This is a genomic window from Cellulomonas biazotea (assembly GCF_004306155.1).
In the GTDB taxonomy this organism is placed as follows: Bacteria; Actinomycetota; Actinomycetes; order Actinomycetales; family Cellulomonadaceae; genus Cellulomonas; species Cellulomonas biazotea.
In genome coordinates, this window is the sequence record NZ_BIMR01000233.1 from 1 (window position 1) to 15,430 (window position 15,430).

14 protein-coding genes are annotated in these 15,430 nt (G+C 72.5%); 9 read left to right on the forward strand and 5 right to left on the reverse strand.

What is annotated here, in order from left to right:
- Positions 1 to 552 (forward strand): hypothetical protein (locus CBZ_RS21000; protein WP_165446792.1); only part of this gene is annotated, 552 nt, incomplete at its 5' end.
- Positions 553 to 676: 124 nt separating this feature from the next.
- Here CBZ_RS21000 and CBZ_RS14640 read toward each other — a convergent pair.
- Both CBZ_RS14640 and CBZ_RS14645 read right to left on the reverse strand, forming a co-directional pair.
- Complete coding sequence (locus CBZ_RS14640) at positions 677 to 1,312, reverse strand: hypothetical protein (protein ID WP_130782253.1); 636 nt, start codon at positions 1,310 to 1,312, stop codon at positions 677 to 679.
- A complete protein-coding gene (locus CBZ_RS14645) occupies positions 1,312 to 1,854 on the reverse strand; it encodes a zinc metalloprotease (protein ID WP_246013420.1) in 543 nt (180 codons plus the stop codon). Before CBZ_RS14645 ends, CBZ_RS14640 begins: the two co-directional genes overlap by 1 nt.
- Before the next feature lie 343 nt (positions 1,855 to 2,197).
- Between CBZ_RS14645 and CBZ_RS14650 the strand changes: the two genes are divergently transcribed.
- A complete protein-coding gene (locus tag CBZ_RS14650; protein ID WP_130782254.1) occupies positions 2,198 to 4,774 on the forward strand; it encodes an ATP-dependent Clp protease ATP-binding subunit in 2,577 nt (858 codons plus the stop codon).
- Positions 4,775 to 4,871: 97 nt separating this feature from the next.
- On the opposite strand, the gene CBZ_RS14655 is transcribed toward CBZ_RS14650, so the two are convergent.
- Complete coding sequence (locus CBZ_RS14655; protein WP_130782255.1) at positions 4,872 to 5,834, reverse strand: DUF4862 family protein; 963 nt, start codon at positions 5,832 to 5,834, stop codon at positions 4,872 to 4,874.
- 243 nt (positions 5,835 to 6,077) lie between these two features.
- Here CBZ_RS14655 and CBZ_RS14660 point away from each other — a divergent pair, with 243 nt between their 5' ends.
- The 7 genes from CBZ_RS14660 (at position 6,078) to CBZ_RS14690 (ending at position 12,478) form a co-directional block, all read left to right on the forward strand.
- Positions 6,078 to 7,124 (forward strand): TRAP transporter substrate-binding protein, encoded by a 1,047-nt coding sequence (locus CBZ_RS14660; protein WP_130782256.1) that lies wholly within the window; start codon positions 6,078 to 6,080, stop codon positions 7,122 to 7,124.
- Between the two features lie 54 nt (positions 7,125 to 7,178).
- Positions 7,179 to 7,754: a TRAP transporter small permease gene (locus CBZ_RS14665; protein ID WP_130782257.1), complete on the forward strand. Its 576-nt coding sequence runs from the start codon at positions 7,179 to 7,181 to the stop codon at positions 7,752 to 7,754.
- Complete coding sequence (locus CBZ_RS14670; RefSeq protein WP_130782258.1) at positions 7,751 to 9,058, forward strand: TRAP transporter large permease; 1,308 nt, start codon at positions 7,751 to 7,753, stop codon at positions 9,056 to 9,058. Before CBZ_RS14665 ends, CBZ_RS14670 begins: the two co-directional genes overlap by 4 nt.
- A gap of 38 nt (positions 9,059 to 9,096) precedes the next feature.
- The gene (kduI, locus tag CBZ_RS14675) at positions 9,097 to 9,936 is read left to right on the forward strand and encodes a 5-dehydro-4-deoxy-D-glucuronate isomerase (RefSeq protein WP_130782259.1); all 840 of its coding nucleotides are present in this window, start codon (positions 9,097 to 9,099) and stop codon (positions 9,934 to 9,936) included.
- A 28-nt stretch (positions 9,937 to 9,964) separates the two neighbouring features.
- A complete protein-coding gene (locus tag CBZ_RS14680; protein ID WP_130782260.1) occupies positions 9,965 to 10,771 on the forward strand; it encodes an IclR family transcriptional regulator in 807 nt (268 codons plus the stop codon).
- Between the two features lie 40 nt (positions 10,772 to 10,811).
- Positions 10,812 to 11,603, forward strand: a complete 792-nt coding sequence (locus CBZ_RS14685; protein WP_130782261.1) for an SDR family oxidoreductase — start codon at positions 10,812 to 10,814, stop codon at positions 11,601 to 11,603.
- 116 nt (positions 11,604 to 11,719) lie between these two features.
- A complete protein-coding gene (locus CBZ_RS14690; protein WP_130782262.1) occupies positions 11,720 to 12,478 on the forward strand; it encodes a DUF4352 domain-containing protein in 759 nt (252 codons plus the stop codon).
- Between the two features lie 87 nt (positions 12,479 to 12,565).
- Here the strand turns inward: CBZ_RS14690 and CBZ_RS14695 are convergent, their stop codons facing one another.
- Together CBZ_RS14695 and CBZ_RS14700 are read right to left on the reverse strand one after the other, a co-directional pair.
- A complete protein-coding gene (locus tag CBZ_RS14695; protein ID WP_130782263.1) occupies positions 12,566 to 13,909 on the reverse strand; it encodes an LLM class flavin-dependent oxidoreductase in 1,344 nt (447 codons plus the stop codon).
- Positions 13,910 to 14,010: 101 nt separating this feature from the next.
- Positions 14,011 to 15,270 (reverse strand): MIR domain-containing protein, encoded by a 1,260-nt coding sequence (locus CBZ_RS14700; protein ID WP_130782264.1) that lies wholly within the window; start codon positions 15,268 to 15,270, stop codon positions 14,011 to 14,013.
- Positions 15,271 to 15,430: the final 160 nt, after the last annotated feature.

A 15,430-nucleotide genomic window follows, 5' to 3' on the forward strand; every position in this document is an offset into this window, starting at 1 on the left:
CCGCCGGGGTCCGGCCCGCGCCGGCCGACGCCCCGCCGCACCGGGCTGCTCGTGGGCGTCGCGGCGCTGGCCGTCGGCGTCGTCGCGGTGGGTGCCGCGGTCGTCGTCCCGATGCTCGGCGACGGCGGGACCGGCGCGGGCGGGGGAGGCCTCGCGGCGGACGAGCCGTTCTACGGGACGACGGCCGAGCTCGAGGCGGCTGCGGACCTCGTGGTCCGCGGGACGATCACCGGGACCGAGGCGGACTCGTCGCAGGGATACGAGCAGACCGTCGCGTCGGTCGACGTCGCCGCGACGGCCGCGGGGGACGTCGCCCCGGGGTCGACCCTGGAGGTCGCCTACACGACGCCGGGCAGCGGGCCGGAGTCGCCCGTCGGGCTCGCGGTCGGCGGCGAGTACGTCCTGCTGCTCGCCGCGGGCGACGACGGGCGGGCGTACCTGGTCAACACCACGCAGGGGTACTTCACGGTCGAGGACGGCAGTGCGGTCCCGACGACGGACAACCCGGTGCCGCTCGACCCGGCCACGCTGGCGGCGCTCGGGCTGTCCTGACGCCCGGGGTTGCGGGGCCGCCGGGGCCGGACAGGGCGACGTCCGGACGGCCCCCTGCCGCCCGGACGTCGCCGGTCCTGCTCCTGCCGCCCGCCGGCCGTGGCCGGCACGCGGTCGCTCCGCGCTACTGCGCGGCCAGCGCCTCGATCCGCTCCAGCGTGGTCGGGATCGCGACCCCGGGGACGGTGCTCGCCGGCTGCAGCCCCGCGGTCGGCGACACCGTGTAGAGCGCCTGCTGCGGGTTCACCAGGTCGAGCGGGACGTCGGCGCCGTGGTCCGCGAGCAGCAGCACGTAGTCGGTGCCGCCCACCTGCAGGGGCACGGTCTCCTCGTCGACGTAGACCTTCCCGCCGTGCCGGCCGCCGAGCTGGCTGACCTCGACCTGCGACCCGACGGCGACGTCGCCCTTGAGGACCTGCTCGACCTCGACGGTCGCGACGGTGACGACGACGGGCAGGACCTGGGCCGCGGCGGCGGGGTCGAGCCCGGCCTGCGGGTTGCTCACGGGGTCGCCGCCGGTCGACACCTCGGGCAGGAGCTGCTCGACGCGCGTGGCGATGACGATCCCGCGCACGACGACGTCGGACGCCTGCACGAGCGCGGCCTCGGACTCGTACGACGGGTAGTCGGCGACGTACTCGACGACCTCGGCGGACGCGGAGCCCGACGAGGTCGGGGCGCAGGCCGCGAGCGCCGCACCGGCGACGACGGCGAGGGCGGCGGCGGCGGTCCGCCGGGCGGGGTTCCGGGTGGCCCTCATCAGTAGATCCTCTGCACTTCGCTGACGTCGTACGACGTGGGCTTCTGCAGCGTCGTCCGGTTCCGGGAGTGCTTCATGAGGGAGCTCGACGACGTGCTCGGGTTGTCCGCGAGGCTGAGCGCGTGGCCCAGCTCGTGCGTGCTGGTGCTGAGGATCCACTTGGTGAAGTTGGACCCGGAGTCGGCCTCGAGGGTCCGCGCGTTGACCTGGATGGTGAACGTGCGGTTGATCCCGCGGATGCCGTGCGGCGTGTAGAGGCCGTACCAGCTGGCCGAGTACCGGCCCGCGGTGAACACCGCGGCGGCGCTCGACGAGCGGCCGATGCTGGTGCCGGCGCCCGACCCGTTCCAGTTGGCGCGCGACGTGTCGAGGAACCCGACCCACGTGTCGTTGATGCCCGACGGCTTGACGTTGAACGAGCGGGTCGGCATGCCGCCCGAGTAGTAGGTCGCGCTCGCCGGTGTGGCGACGGCCGTGACGACGAGCGCCGTCGTCAGCCCGAGCACACCGACGGCGGCCCCGACGCGTGCGCGTGCGCGCACCCGGTCTGGTCTGCGTGACATCCGTTCCCCCTGAGCGTCTCGCCGGTACGCGGGGGACGACGCGACGCACGGAACGCCGCGAATCGTGCCATTTCCCCCCGAGCTGGCGGGACCGACCGTAGGGGCGCCGCCGCGCGGTCGGCCAGGTCCCGTCCACACCGGCCCGGACGGCCGTCCATGCCCCGCGGGCCGCCGGGGACCGCGCGGGTGGCCTTTCACGCCTGCGGCGAACACGGGCAGTGGGGGCTACATGCCGCGGTTAGCATCGAACAACGCCGCTCGTCGTCGCCCACCGGCCGCCGCCCCGGGTACCCGATGAGCACGTCGCTCGTGAGGAGTGCACATGTTCGAGAGATTCACGGACCGAGCCCGCCGCGTCGTCGTCCTCGCCCAGGAAGAGGCGCGGATGCTGAACCACAACTACATCGGCACCGAGCACATCCTCCTGGGACTCATCCACGAGGGTGAGGGTGTCGCGGCCAAGGCCCTGGAGTCGCTCGGCATCTCCCTGGAGGCCGTCCGCGCCCAGGTGCAGGAGATCATCGGCGAGGGCCAGCAGGCCCCGTCGGGTCACATCCCGTTCACGCCGCGCGCCAAGAAGGTCCTCGAGCTGTCGCTGCGCGAGGCGCTGCAGCTCGGCCACAACTACATCGGCACCGAGCACATCCTGCTCGGCCTGATCCGCGAGGGCGAGGGCGTCGCCGCCCAGGTCCTCAACAAGCTCGGCGCGGACCTCAACCGCGTCCGCCAGCAGGTCATCCAGCTGGTCTCCGGCTACCAGGGCAAGGAGCCCGTGGCCGCCGGCGGACCGCAGGAGGGCCAGCCCTCCGGCTCGGCCGTGCTGGACCAGTTCGGTCGCAACCTCACGCAGGCGGCGCGTGACGGCAAGCTCGACCCGGTCATCGGGCGCGAGAAGGAGATCGAGCGGGTCATGCAGGTGCTGTCCCGCCGCACCAAGAACAACCCGGTCCTCATCGGTGAGCCCGGCGTCGGCAAGACCGCCGTCGTCGAGGGCCTCGCGCAGGACATCGTCCGCGGCGACGTGCCGGAGACGCTCAAGGACAAGCAGCTCTACACGCTGGACCTGGGCGCGCTCGTGGCCGGCAGCCGCTACCGCGGTGACTTCGAGGAGCGCCTGAAGAAGGTCCTCAAGGAGATCCGCACGCGCGGCGACATCATCCTGTTCATCGACGAGATCCACACGCTCGTCGGTGCGGGTGCCGCCGAGGGTGCGATCGACGCCGCGTCGATCCTCAAGCCCATGCTGGCCCGCGGCGAGCTGCAGACCATCGGCGCGACGACGCTCGACGAGTACCGCAAGTACGTCGAGAAGGACCCGGCCCTGGAGCGCCGCTTCCAGCCGATCCAGGTCTCCGAGCCGAACCTGCAGCACGCGATCGAGATCCTCAAGGGTCTGCGCGACCGCTACGAGGCGCACCACCGCGTGTCCATCACGGACGCCGCACTGGTGGCCGCCGCGACGCTGGCCGACCGGTACGTCAACGACCGGTACCTGCCGGACAAAGCGATCGACCTGGTCGACGAGGCCGGCGCGCGCCTGCGCATCCGCCGCATGACGGCTCCGCCGGAGCTGCGCGAGCTCGACGAGCAGATCGCCGAGACGCGCCGCGACAAGGAGTCGGCGATCGACGAGCAGGACTTCGAGAAGGCCGCACGCCTGCGCGACGCCGAGAAGCAGCTCGGCCTCAAGCGCCAGGAGAAGGAGAAGGCCTGGAAGTCCGGCGACCTCGACGCCGTCGCGGAGGTCGACGAGGAGCTCATCGCCGAGGTGCTGGCGAACGCCACGGGCATCCCGGTGTTCAAGCTCACCGAGGAGGAGTCGAGCCGCCTGCTGCGCATGGAGGACGAGCTGCACAAGCGGGTCGTCGGCCAGGACGCCGCCATCAAGGCGCTGTCGCAGGCCATCCGCCGCACGCGCGCCGGGCTCAAGGACCCGAAGCGTCCCGGTGGGTCGTTCATCTTCGCGGGCCCCACGGGCGTCGGGAAGACGGAGCTCGCCAAGGCGCTCGCGGAGTTCCTGTTCGGTGACGAGGACGCGCTGATCCAGCTCGACATGTCCGAGTTCTCGGAGAAGCACACCGTCTCGCGGCTGTTCGGCTCGCCCCCCGGGTACGTCGGGTACGACGAGGGCGGTCAGCTCACCGAGAAGGTGCGTCGTCGTCCGTTCTCCGTCGTCCTGTTCGACGAGGTCGAGAAGGCGCACGCGGACATCTTCAACTCGCTGCTGCAGATCCTCGAGGACGGTCGCCTGACCGACTCGCAGGGCCGGGTGGTCGACTTCAAGAACACCGTCATCATCATGACCACCAACCTCGGCACGCGGGACATCGCCAAGGGCCTGCAGACCGGCTTCCAGGCCGGCGGCGACCTGTCGACGTCCTACGAGCGGATGAAGGCCAAGGTCAACGACGAGCTCAAGACGCACTTCCGTCCCGAGTTCCTCAACCGCGTCGACGACGTGGTCGTGTTCCCGCAGCTGTCCCAGCCGGAGATCTTCGCGATCGTCGACCTGATGATCGCCAAGCTCGACAAGCGCCTGCGGGACAAGGACATGGCCATCGAGGTCACGCCCGCGGCCAAGAAGCTGCTGTCGGAGAAGGGGTACGACCCGGTCCTGGGTGCCCGGCCGCTGCGCCGCGCCATCCAGCGGGACATCGAGGACGCGCTGTCCGAGAAGATCCTGTTCGGCGACCTCAAGTCCGGCCAGCTGGTCGTCGTCGACGCCGAGGGCGAGGGGCTCCTCGGGGAGTTCATCTTCCGCGGTGTCGCGAAGGGCCTGCGCAAGGACCCGGTGCCGGTCGGCGCGAGCGTCGGGACGCCCGGCTCCGGCCAGGACGTGCCGGCCGCCCCGACGGTCGGTGGCCACGGCGACTCGGGCACGGGGCTCGCCCCCGCCTGACCCGCAGCACGGCTCGACACGACGACCCCGGTCCACCACGGACCGGGGTCGTCGTGCGTCCGGGATCAGCGGCCAGGGTCGGGCGTGCGGGGCGCGGTCAGCGGGTCGCGGCGAGGGCGCCGCGGGCGGCGACGACCTGCTCGACGGTCGCGGTGACGATCGCGAGACGGGCGGCGACGTCGGCGTCGGCGGGTCGTGCGGCCCACTTGAGGCCGACGCGCGGGACGTCGCCCGCGGCGGCGAGGGTCGCGGCGATCTCGTCGGGTCCGAGCAGCGACGCGGCGGACGCGGCGAGGGCGGGCGCGTCGCCGCGTGGCGGGATGTGCATGTCGCCCCACGCGGGTCCCCAGGCGGTGTCGGCGTCGGTCGCGCCGGACAGGACGAGCGCGCGCAGGAGACCGGTCGCGGCGGCGGTGCGGGTGTGGTCGACGGCGGTCGCGGGGTCACGGCCCTCGATCGCGGAGCGTCCCCAGTTGACGCTGAGGCCCAGCCGCTCGGGGGGCAGGTCGAACGACCGCACGACCGCGATCTCCTCGTCGAGCGTGAAGAAGCCCTTGGCGGGCGCCTGCCCGGGGACGTGGGCGTCGCAGTGCTCGACGAGCACCTCGGCACCGGCGAGGTCCCAGCCGAGGAGCTCGTCCAGGGAGCGCGCGAACGCGGCGGTGGTGCCCAGGAGCGGGCCGGGGGCGGTGTGCACCTCGATCGCGGCGACGCGCCGGCGTCCGTGCCGGTCGGCGAGGGCGCGCGCGAGGTCGCGGGCGCGCGCGACGTCGTCGAGGGCCCGGTCGCGGGCGCCGTCGTCGGCGGACGCGAGGCCGTAGGCGGGCTGGTCGGCGCGGCGCACGGTCATCGTCGGGACGAGCGTGACGACGAGGTCCCAGTGGGCGGGGACGTGCGCGTCGATCCAGTCCGGGTCGAGGGTGCGGGCGCCCGCGGGGGAGAGGGCGAACTCGAGCCCGCCGAGGTCGAGGCCGGCGACGGCGTCGTAGAACGCGTCCTCGGCCGCCGGGTCGGTGGGGGCGGTGATGTAGGCGGAGACGAACAGGTCCTGGGTCGTCATGCGTCCTCCGGGTCGGTGCGTGCGGCTGGGAAGGGCTTGCCCGTCCGGTTCGTGGGGTGTTGACCGGTCCGCGCCGTCGCGTTACCGTTCCGCTCCATGGAACCGAGTTCCATAGAAGTCTGACATCGGCGTCCTGACTCCCGCAAGAACCCGCCCGGACGGCACCACCGGGCCACGTCCCCCGCGCTCACCGCCGAGCGCCCGAGCGCCCACGCCCGCGTGGGCCGCACCGAGGAGCACCCCATGAGGCGAAACACCGTCGTTTCCGTCACCGCGCTGACCCTCACGGCCGCGCTGGGCCTCACCGCCTGCAGCGGCACCCCCACCGGCTCGTCGACCGGCACCGCCGACAGCGGCGGCGACACCGGCGCAGCCGCCACGACCGTCTTCAAGGTCGCGTTCAACCAGCAGCCCAACCACCCGCAGTACCGCGCGCTCGACGCCATGGGCGACCGGATCAAGGAGCGCACCGACGGCGCCTACGACCTGGAGATCTTCCCCAACGAGACCCTCGGCGCGCAGAAGGAGACCATCGAGCTCGTCCAGTCCGGGGCCATCGAGTTCTCCATGGTTGCGAGCCCGCTGCTGGAGAACTTCAACCCCGACTTCGTCGTCTTCAACCTGCCGTTCACGTTCGACTCGCAGGACCACCAGCGCGAGACGACGAACGACCCGGAGATCGTCTCCGAGCTCTACGCGTCGCTCGACGACCAGGACCTGCACGTCCTCGCGTCGTTCCACGGCGGCGTCCGCTCGATGTACAACGCGGAGAAGCCCATCGAGACGCCCGCGGACCTCGCGGGCATGAAGGTCCGTGTCATCGAGTCCGACACGAACATCGAGATGATCCGCCTCATGGGCGGCACCGGGACGCCCATGGGCATGGGCGAGGTCTACACGGCGATCCAGTCGGGCGTCATCGACGCCGCCGAGAACAACGAGCTGACCTACGCCAACGTCAAGCACTCCGAGGTCGCGCCCTACTACAGCTACACGCGGCACCTCATGCTGCCCGACTACCTCATCACCAACCCCGCCGTCATGGACGCGCTGCCGCCGGACGTGCAGGAGATCTTCGCGGAGGAGCTCGCGGCCGCCGTCGAGGAGGAGGGCGAGATCTGGAAGACCGAGATCGAGACCGCCAAGGAGATGGCCGTCGAGGCCGGCGCGACGTTCAACGAGGTCGACGCCGACGCGTTCGCCGACGTCATCCGCCCGCTCACCGAGGCGAAGCTCGACAACGACGTCATCCGGGAGATCCACGCCAAGGTCCGCGCCGCCGCCGAGTGACGGCGTCCTGACCGTCCCGCCCCCTCCCGACCCGACTCGCGTGAGGTCTGCCCCATGACGTCCCCCGGACCGCCGCCGCCCGACGACGGCGCACCACCCCCCTCCGAGCACGCCGTGCTCACCCGGTTCAAGACCGTGCTGGACTCCGTCCTCGTCGCCGTCTGCGTGTCGCTGTTCGCGCTGCTCGTCCTGCTCGTCACCTGGCAGGTGTTCACGCGCCTCGTCCTGTCGGCGCCGAGCGTCTGGTCCGAGGAGGCCGCGCGGTACGTGTTCGTCTGGCTCAGCCTCGTCGGCGTCTCGATCGCCACCGGGGAGAAGGCCGACGTCGCCATCGACTACTTCGTGCAGAAGGCGCCGCTCGGTGCGCAGCGGGTGCTCGAGGTCGTCGCGTACCTCGGCACCCTGACGTTCGCCGTGGTCGTCATGGTCTGGGGCGGGTGGACCAACGCCCACCAGACGTGGGACCAGGCCAACCCGGTGCTCCCCGTGTCGGCGGGCGTGCTCTACCTCGCGGTGCCCGTCGCGGGCGTGCTCTTCACGTTCTACCTGCTCTACCACCTCGTGCTGACCCTCTCCCGCGGGTACGCCGGGGCCGAGCACACCGCACCCGAGGAAGGGGTCGAGCTGTGACCGAGGTCGGGCTCGTGACCGTCGTGCTGTTCGGCGGGATGGCCGTGCTCATGGCCATCGGTGCGCCCATCAGCATCAGCATCGGCCTGCCGTCGGCCGTCTCGCTGGTCCTCGTCATGGGGCTCGAGGACGGCGCCGCGACGTCCGCGCAGCGCATGTTCAACGGCGTCAACTCGTTCGCGCTGCTCGCGATCCCGTTCTTCATCCTCGCCGGCGGGATCATGAACAACGGCGGCATCGCGACACGCCTCATCAACCTCGCGAAGGTCCTCGTCGGCCGGACCCCCGCACCGCTCGCGCAGACCAACGTCCTCGCGAACATGCTGTTCGGCGCCATCAGCGGGTCCGCGATCGCCGCGGCAGCCGCCGTCGGCACGACGATGGCCCCGATGCAGGCCCGCGAGGGCTATGACAAGGGGTTCACCGCCGCGACGAACGTGGCCTCCGCCCCCAGCGGCATGCTCATCCCGCCCAGCAACCTCATGATCATCTACGCGCTCGCGAGCGGCGGGACGTCCGTCGGGGCGCTGTTCCTCGCCGGGTACGTGCCCGGGATCCTCTGGGGCGTCGCGTGCATGGCCGTCGTCTGGTGGTACGCCCGCAAGCACCCCGAGCTGCGTGCGCCGACCCGGGCCGGCCTGGCCGAGCTCGGGCGGGTGTTCGTGCAGGCGCTGCCGTCGCTCACGCTCGTGCTCGTCGTCATCGGCGGCATCGTCGGCGGGTTCTTCACGCCCACCGAGGGGTCGGTCGTCGCGGTCGTCTACTCGCTGCTGCTCGCGCTGCTCTACCGGGCGATCTCGCTCCGGGACCTGCCGCGCATCCTGTTCTCCGCGGCCCGGACCAGCTCCGTCGTCGTCTTCCTCATCGGCGTCTCGTCGATCATGTCGTTCGTCATGAGCTTCACGCGGATGCCGCAGCTCATCGCCGAGGGCCTGTTCGGGTGGACCGACAGCAAGGTCGTCGTGCTGCTCGTCATGATGGTCGTCCTGCTGATCATCGGGATCCCGCTCGACGCGACGCCCGCCGTGCTGATCTTCACGCCGATCTTCCTGCCCGTCGCCGTGCAGTACGGGATCGACCCCGTGCAGTTCGGCATCATGCTCACCTTCAACCTCTGCATCGCGATCATCTCGCCACCGTCGGCACCCGTGCTGTTCGTCGGGGCGCAGGTCGCCGGTGTCCGCATCGAGCCCGTCATCCGGCACCTCATGCCGTTCTTCCTCGCGCTCGTCACGGTGCTGTTCCTCGTCACGTTCGTCCCCGCGCTGTCCCTGTGGCTGCCCGGGCTCTTCGGGCTGCTCTAGCCCGACCTGACCACCGCCACGCCCACCGAGAGGCACCCATGGACCTGCGGTACGCCACCAGTCCCGAGCACGTCCCCGGCATGGACACCGACGCGCTGCGCCGGCGGTTCCTCGTGCAGGACCTCTTCGTCGACGACGAGGTCCGCGCGGTCTACACCCACCACGACCGCGTCGTGCTCGTCGGCGTCGTCCCCGCCCGCGGCCCGCTCGCCCTGCCGACGTTCCCCGAGATCCGGTCCGCGCACTTCTTCGAGCACCGCGAGGCCGGCGTCGTCAACGTCGGCGGGCCCGGGACGATCACCGTCGACGGGACGACGCACACCGTCGACCGGGGCGCGTTCCTGTACGTGGGGCGCGGCGCCGAGGACGTCGTCCTCGCGTCCGCCGACCCGGCCGGTGCCGGTGGACCCGCCGCGTTCTACGTGTTCTCTGCGCCCGCCCACACCACCCACCCGACGACGCTCGTCGGGCCCGACGGCGGGACGGTCCGCGAGCTCGGCGACCCGCTCACGTCGAACCGCCGCACCCTGCGGCAGGTGATCCACGAGGACGGCGTCCGCAGCTGCCAGGTCGTCATGGGCATGACCACCCTGCACCCGGGCAGCATGTGGAACACCATGCCCGCGCACACCCACGACCGACGGACGGAGGTCTACCTGTACGTCGACGTGCCCGCCGACGCCCGCGTCGTGCACCTGCTCGGCGAGCCGACCGAGACCCGGCACCTGCTCGTCGCCGACCGTGAGGCCGTCATCGCGCCGAGCTGGTCCGTGCACTCCGGGGTCGGCACCGCGAGCTACGGGTTCATCTGGGCCATGGCAGGCGAGAATCAGTCGTTCGACGACATGGATGGGCACCCCATCACCGACCTGCGCTAGGGCGCGACGACACGACAGGTGGACGGACATGGTCTCCGGCTCGACGCCAGCACCCGACCCGACGGCCGGCGGCCGGCCCGTCCGGATCGACACCGCGCCGGGCGCGAGCGAGAAGACGCTGCTCGTCCTGGAGGCCGCGATGGCGCACGGCCGGTTCACCGACGTCGTCGAGGCCACCGGGCTCGCGAAGGCCACCACCCACCGGATCCTCGCGACGCTCATCGACCGGCAGTTCGTCGCGCTCGCCGCGGACGGCACCTACCTGCCGGGGCCGAAGATCCTGTCGCTCGCCGGCCGGGCCATGGCCCGCATCGACATCACCGCGATCGTCCAGCCGTTCGTCGACGAGCTCGTCGAGAAGACGCACTGCACCGTCCACGTCGGGGTGAAGAACGGCGACGAGATCGTCTACCTGGTCCGCGCCGACTCCGACAAGCCGTACCTCATGCCGTCCCGGGTCGGCCTCGCGATCCCCCTGCACACCTCGGGGATCGGGAAGGTCGTCCTCGGCGGGTTCACCGACCAGGGCCTCGAACGGTTCGTGGAGCGGGTGGGCCTGCCGCGCCGGACGGCGAACACCATCACGACCCTCGCCGGGCTGCAGGCCGAGGTCGCCGAGATCCGGCGGCTCGGGTACGCGCTCGACCGGGAGGAGAACGTCCCCGGCGTCGCGTGCGTCGCCGCACCGATCCGCGACACCACCCACACCGTCACCTACGGGATCAGCATCTCGACGCTGACCCTCGAGCACAGCATCGACCAGATCGAGGCGATGGCCCCCCTGGCCGTCGAGGCCGCGGAGCGGATCTCCGCGGCCCTCGGTCACACGGGCTGACCGGACCGGTCGCCCACGGCGCACCGGAGGAGAGCAGCCCATGACGACCGCACCCAGCACCGCGGCCGAGTACACCGCCCGCCTGTTCGGGCTGGCCGGCCGGACCGCGGTCGTGACCGGCGCGAGCCGCGGCATCGGGCTCGCCGTCGCCGAGGCCCTCGCGTGGTCCGGCGCGGACGTCGTCGGCGTCAGCCACTCCCTGCCCGCCGGTGCCAGCGACGTGCGCACCGCCGTCGAGGCCGCCGGGCGCACGTTCACGGCGCTCCGCGCCGACCTCGCCGACCGGGCGCAGGTCACCGCGCTCGCCGCCGACCTCGCGGCCCTGGACGTCGACATCCTCGTCAACAACGGCGGCACGATCCGCCGCACGCCCGCCGTCGCCCACACCGACGAGGACTTCGACCACGTGCTCGACGTCAACCTGCGCGCCGCGTTCGTGCTGTCCCGGGAGGTCGGCCGGACGATGGTCGCGCGCGGCTCGGGCCGGATCGTCAACGTGGCGTCGATGCTGAGCTTCCAGGGCGGCATCACCGTGCCCGGCTACACCGCGTCGAAGTCGGCGCTCGCGGGCCTGACCAGGGCCCTGGCGAACGAGTGGGCGTCGTCCGGGGTGCACGTCAACGCGGTCGCACCCGGCTACGTCGCGACCGCGAACACCGACGACCTGCGGCAGGACCCGGCACGGCGCGAGGAGATCCTCGCGCGCATCCCGGCCGGGCGGTGGGCGGCCCCCGCCGACGTCGCGGGCGCGGTCGTCTTCCTGTGCTCACCCGCGGCCGAGTACGTCCACGGGGTCGTCCTCCCGGTCGACGGGGGGTGGCTCGCGCGGTGACAGCCCGCCGCCGGAGGACGTTCGTCCCCTCCGGCGGAGCGAGGAAGGCGTCAGAGTTATGTCACACGTTATGTCAGAACATGCGCACCACGTTCCCCGATCTGTGAGGTAACCCGATGTCTCCCCGCTACAACCCGCCCCCGAACTGGCCCGCACCGCCCGCAGGATGGACGCCCCCGCCCGGCTGGCAGCCGGAGCCGAGCTGGGGTCCCGCGCCCGAGGGCTGGCAGCTCTGGGTCGACGACGACAAGCGTCCGGGCTGGTTTGCCCGGCACAAGGTGCTCACCGGCCTCGGTGTCGGTGTCGCGGTGCTCGTCGTCGCGATCGGCGCGTCGGGCGGCGGTGACGACGCCAAGGAGGCCGCCGTGCCCGAGCAGGCAGCGAGCGAGCCCGCCGCGCCGGCCGTCCCCGAGAAGCCCGCGCAGGAGACGGCTCCCGAGGAGGGCCCGGAGGTGGCCCCCGTCGAGGAGGCGCCCGCCCTCGCCCCCCTCGGCACGCCCGTCCGGGACGGGAAGTTCGAGTTCGTCGTCCATGGGACCGAGTGCGGCGTCACGACGGTCGGCGACGAGTTCCTCAACCAGACCGCGCAGGGCGAGTACTGCCTCGTGCGGATGTCCGTGACGAACATCGGCGACGAGTCGCAGTACTTCTTCGGCGACAACCAGGAGGCGCGCAACGACGCCGGGCAGGAGTTCTCCTCGGACTCCACGGCCGCGATCTACCTGGAGAACTCCGACTCCTGGATGTCGGAGATCAACCCCGGCAACGCCGTCGAGGCCGTCGTCGTGTTCGACGTCCCGCCGGGTACCGCGCTCGCGTCGATCGACCTGCACGACTCGGCCTTCTCCGGCGGCGTGGAGGCGTCGCTGCGCTGACGGCTCCGCGCCGAGACGGCGACGTCGCGTCGAGCGCACAGGTCCGCCCTGGAGCGCTCGGCGCGACGCCGGTCGACGTCGTCGCCCTCACCGGGACGCGGAGAGCCGCCGGGCGGCGAACTGCGAGGCCGGGCGTGGCAGGCCGTAGTGCTCGCGCAGCGTCGTCCCCGTGTACTCGCGGCGGAACAGCCCGCGGGCCTGCAGGATCGGCACGACCTGCTCGGCGAAGTCCGTGAACCCGCCGGTCAGGTAGGGCGGCATGATGTTGAACCCGTCGGCCGCACCGCGCCGGAACCACGTCTCGACCAGGTCGGCGACCTGCTCGGGCGTCCCGGCGACGAGCAGGTGCCCGCGGGCCCCCGCGAGGCGGTGCAGGAGCTGGCGGGACGTCAGGCGCTCGCGCTCGGCGAGGTCGCGGACGAGCCGGAACCGCGAAGACTCCGCCTCGTCGCCGCGGTCCGCGACGCGCTCGAGCGGGAACGGCTCGTCGAGCTCGGCCTCGGTGACGAGCACGCCGACGAGCCGGTGCAGCAGGTCGATCGAGTAGGCGGGCTGCGTGAGCTCGTCGAGCTCGCGCTGCAGGGCCTTCGCCTCGGCCTCGGTCGACCCCAGGTAGGGGCTGATGCCGGGGAGCACGAGGACATGGTCGGGGTCGCGGCCCTCGGCGGCGGCACGTCGGCGCACGTCGGCGTAGTACGCCTGTGCCTCGTCGAACGACTGGTGCGCGGCGAACACGGCGTCGGCCCAGCGGGCGGCGAACGCGCGGCCGTCCTCCGACGTGCCGGCCTGCACGTAGACGGGTCGGCCCTGCGGGGTCCGGGGCGTGTTGAGGGGGCCGCGCACGGAGAACGACGGGCCGACGTGGTCGATGCGGTGGATCCGCGACGTGTCGGCGTACTGCCCGGTGGTGCGGTCGCCGACGACGGCGTCGTCCTCCCACGAGTCCCACAGCGCCGTGACGACGTCGAGGAACTCGTCGGCGCGCGCGTACCGGTCGGCGTGCGTCGGGTGCGCGTCGAGGCCGAAGTTGTGCGCGGCGCCGGGCGCGCCGGTCGTCACGATGTTCCAGCCCGCGCGGCCGCGGCTCACGTGGTCGAGTCCGGCGAGCTGGCGTGCCAGGTTGTACGGCTCGGAGTAGGTCGTCGACGCCGTGCCGACGAGGCCGATGCGCTCGGTGCTCGCCGCCAGCGCGGACAGCAGCGTGAGGGGCTCGAGGCGGAACCGGGTGGCGTAGGCGATGTCGTCCGCGAGGGACGGGCCGTCGGCGAGGAACACGGCGTCGAACCGGGCGGCCTCCGCGGCCCGTGCGAGCTCGACGTAGTACGACAGGTCGAGCACGCGTTCCGGCGCGGACGCGTGGTACCGCCAGGCGGCCTCGTGGTGCCCGCCGGGGTAGACGAACAGGTTGAGGTGCAGCGTGCGGCCGGTCATCGCGGGTCTCCTCCGAGGGGCGGTCACCCACCCTGGCAGCCGCGCCGCACGCCGAGGAGCCCCGAGCCGAATCCTGAGACATCCAGTCGGGATTTAGTCGTTCAGCGGACCTCGAGCAGCGACCACCAGTCGTTCCCGTCCCGGCCCGCGAAGCCCGTGACCTCCTGCTGACCCGCCGTGAGCTGCGGGTCCGACGCGCGGTGCGAGTGCAGCGCGACCCCCGTCGCGACGTGCACCAGGCGCACCCGCGACCCTCCCCGCCAGCGCCCGCCGCCGTCGACCTCGACGCGCCAGTCGTCGTTCGTGTCCCCGGCGCCACCCCGCCCGAACGTCGTGACCTCCTGCTGGCCCGTCACCGGCGACGGGAACCCGCGGTGGCTGTGCAGGTGCCGGCTCGTCTCGACGTGCCGCAGCCGCAGCACGTCGCCGTGCCGCAGCGCGTGCCCGTCGCCCACCCCGACCGCGTTGCCGTGCGGCGCCGCGAGCCGCCACAGGTCGTTGTCGTCCGAGCCGTCGAACGCCGTCACCTGCTGCTGCCCCGACGTGCCCGGGTGCGTGTACGCCAGCCCGTGCGAGTGCAGCGTCCGGCCCGTCCACACGTGCGACAGCTTCACGACGTCGCCCGTGCGCACCTGCTGGTCGCGCGACGGCGCGTGCCGCGTCAGCACCCGCGGGGCCTTCGGGGTGTAGTCCTGCACGAAGAACCCGCGCCACCGGCGCCCGTTCGACGCCGTCCAGTCCCGCTGGTCGCCGTCCGACTCCAGCAGCACCTCCCGGCCCGGGGTGTTCGGGTCGTACACCCGCAGCACCGTGCGGCCCGACTCGCGGTCCACGTCGTAGCCGTACGCGACGACCTGGTGGTTGTCGCCGACCTTGCCGAGCGACCGCGCGACCACGAGCCCCAGGACCACGGGACGCCCCGCGTCGACCGACGCGACGACCCGCGGGACCTCCTCCTCCTTGGTCCAGCGGCTCACGCCCTTGAACACCCACGTCTCGTCGTCCGAGTGCAGCGTCCACGTGACGAACTTCGTCGCCGACCCCGTGAAGAACGACTGCACCTGCCGCTCCTGCAGGTACCGCGCGAGCCAGTGCTCGTCCGGCGGCACGCGGAGCGGGGCGTAGAGGTCCGCGGCCCAGCGCGGCACCGGGCGGCCCGACAGGAAGTAGTCGAGAGCCGCGTACGACATGCCGCCGCACCGGCCCGACGTCGTGATCGTCGTGCCGTTCGGCAGCGTGAGGAGCTCGTCGACGAACGCGTTCGGGAACAGGAAGCCGTGCACGGCCGGGTCGAAGTCGACCGCGCGGTGCGAGCGCGAGCCGGACGTGGCCGGCGGTGCCGGGGGGAACGGGTCGGACATCGTCGGGGGTCCTTCGTCGGCGGTGCGCCCGGGACGGCGCACGACCTGGCGGGTCGGTGGGGGAGTCGGGCGAGCAGCCTGCCAGCATCCAGCGTGGCACCGTGCAGGAGTCCGCGCCGCCGGAGCAGATACCCGGCCCGGACGCGCCGACGGGCGGCCC

Excerpts from the sequence above, each read along its gene's own strand:
- CBZ_RS14640 (WP_130782253.1), bottom strand. The coding sequence starts at position 1,312 with ATGAGGGCCACCCGGAACCCCGCCCGGCGGACCGCCGCCGCCGCCCTC.
- CBZ_RS14650 (WP_130782254.1), top strand. The coding sequence starts at position 2,198 with ATGTTCGAGAGATTCACGGACCGAGCCCGCCGCGTCGTCGTCCTCGCC.
- CBZ_RS14655 (WP_130782255.1), bottom strand. The coding sequence starts at position 5,834 with ATGACGACCCAGGACCTGTTCGTCTCCGCCTACATCACCGCCCCCACC.
- CBZ_RS14660 (WP_130782256.1), top strand. The coding sequence starts at position 6,078 with ATGAGGCGAAACACCGTCGTTTCCGTCACCGCGCTGACCCTCACGGCC.
- CBZ_RS14665 (WP_130782257.1), top strand. The coding sequence starts at position 7,179 with ATGACGTCCCCCGGACCGCCGCCGCCCGACGACGGCGCACCACCCCCC.
- kduI (WP_130782259.1), top strand. The coding sequence starts at position 9,097 with ATGGACCTGCGGTACGCCACCAGTCCCGAGCACGTCCCCGGCATGGAC.
- CBZ_RS14680 (WP_130782260.1), top strand. The coding sequence starts at position 9,965 with ATGGTCTCCGGCTCGACGCCAGCACCCGACCCGACGGCCGGCGGCCGG.
- CBZ_RS14685 (WP_130782261.1), top strand. The coding sequence starts at position 10,812 with ATGACGACCGCACCCAGCACCGCGGCCGAGTACACCGCCCGCCTGTTC.
- CBZ_RS14690 (WP_130782262.1), top strand. The coding sequence starts at position 11,720 with ATGTCTCCCCGCTACAACCCGCCCCCGAACTGGCCCGCACCGCCCGCA.
- CBZ_RS14695 (WP_130782263.1), bottom strand. The coding sequence starts at position 13,909 with ATGACCGGCCGCACGCTGCACCTCAACCTGTTCGTCTACCCCGGCGGG.
- CBZ_RS14700 (WP_130782264.1), bottom strand. The coding sequence starts at position 15,270 with ATGTCCGACCCGTTCCCCCCGGCACCGCCGGCCACGTCCGGCTCGCGC.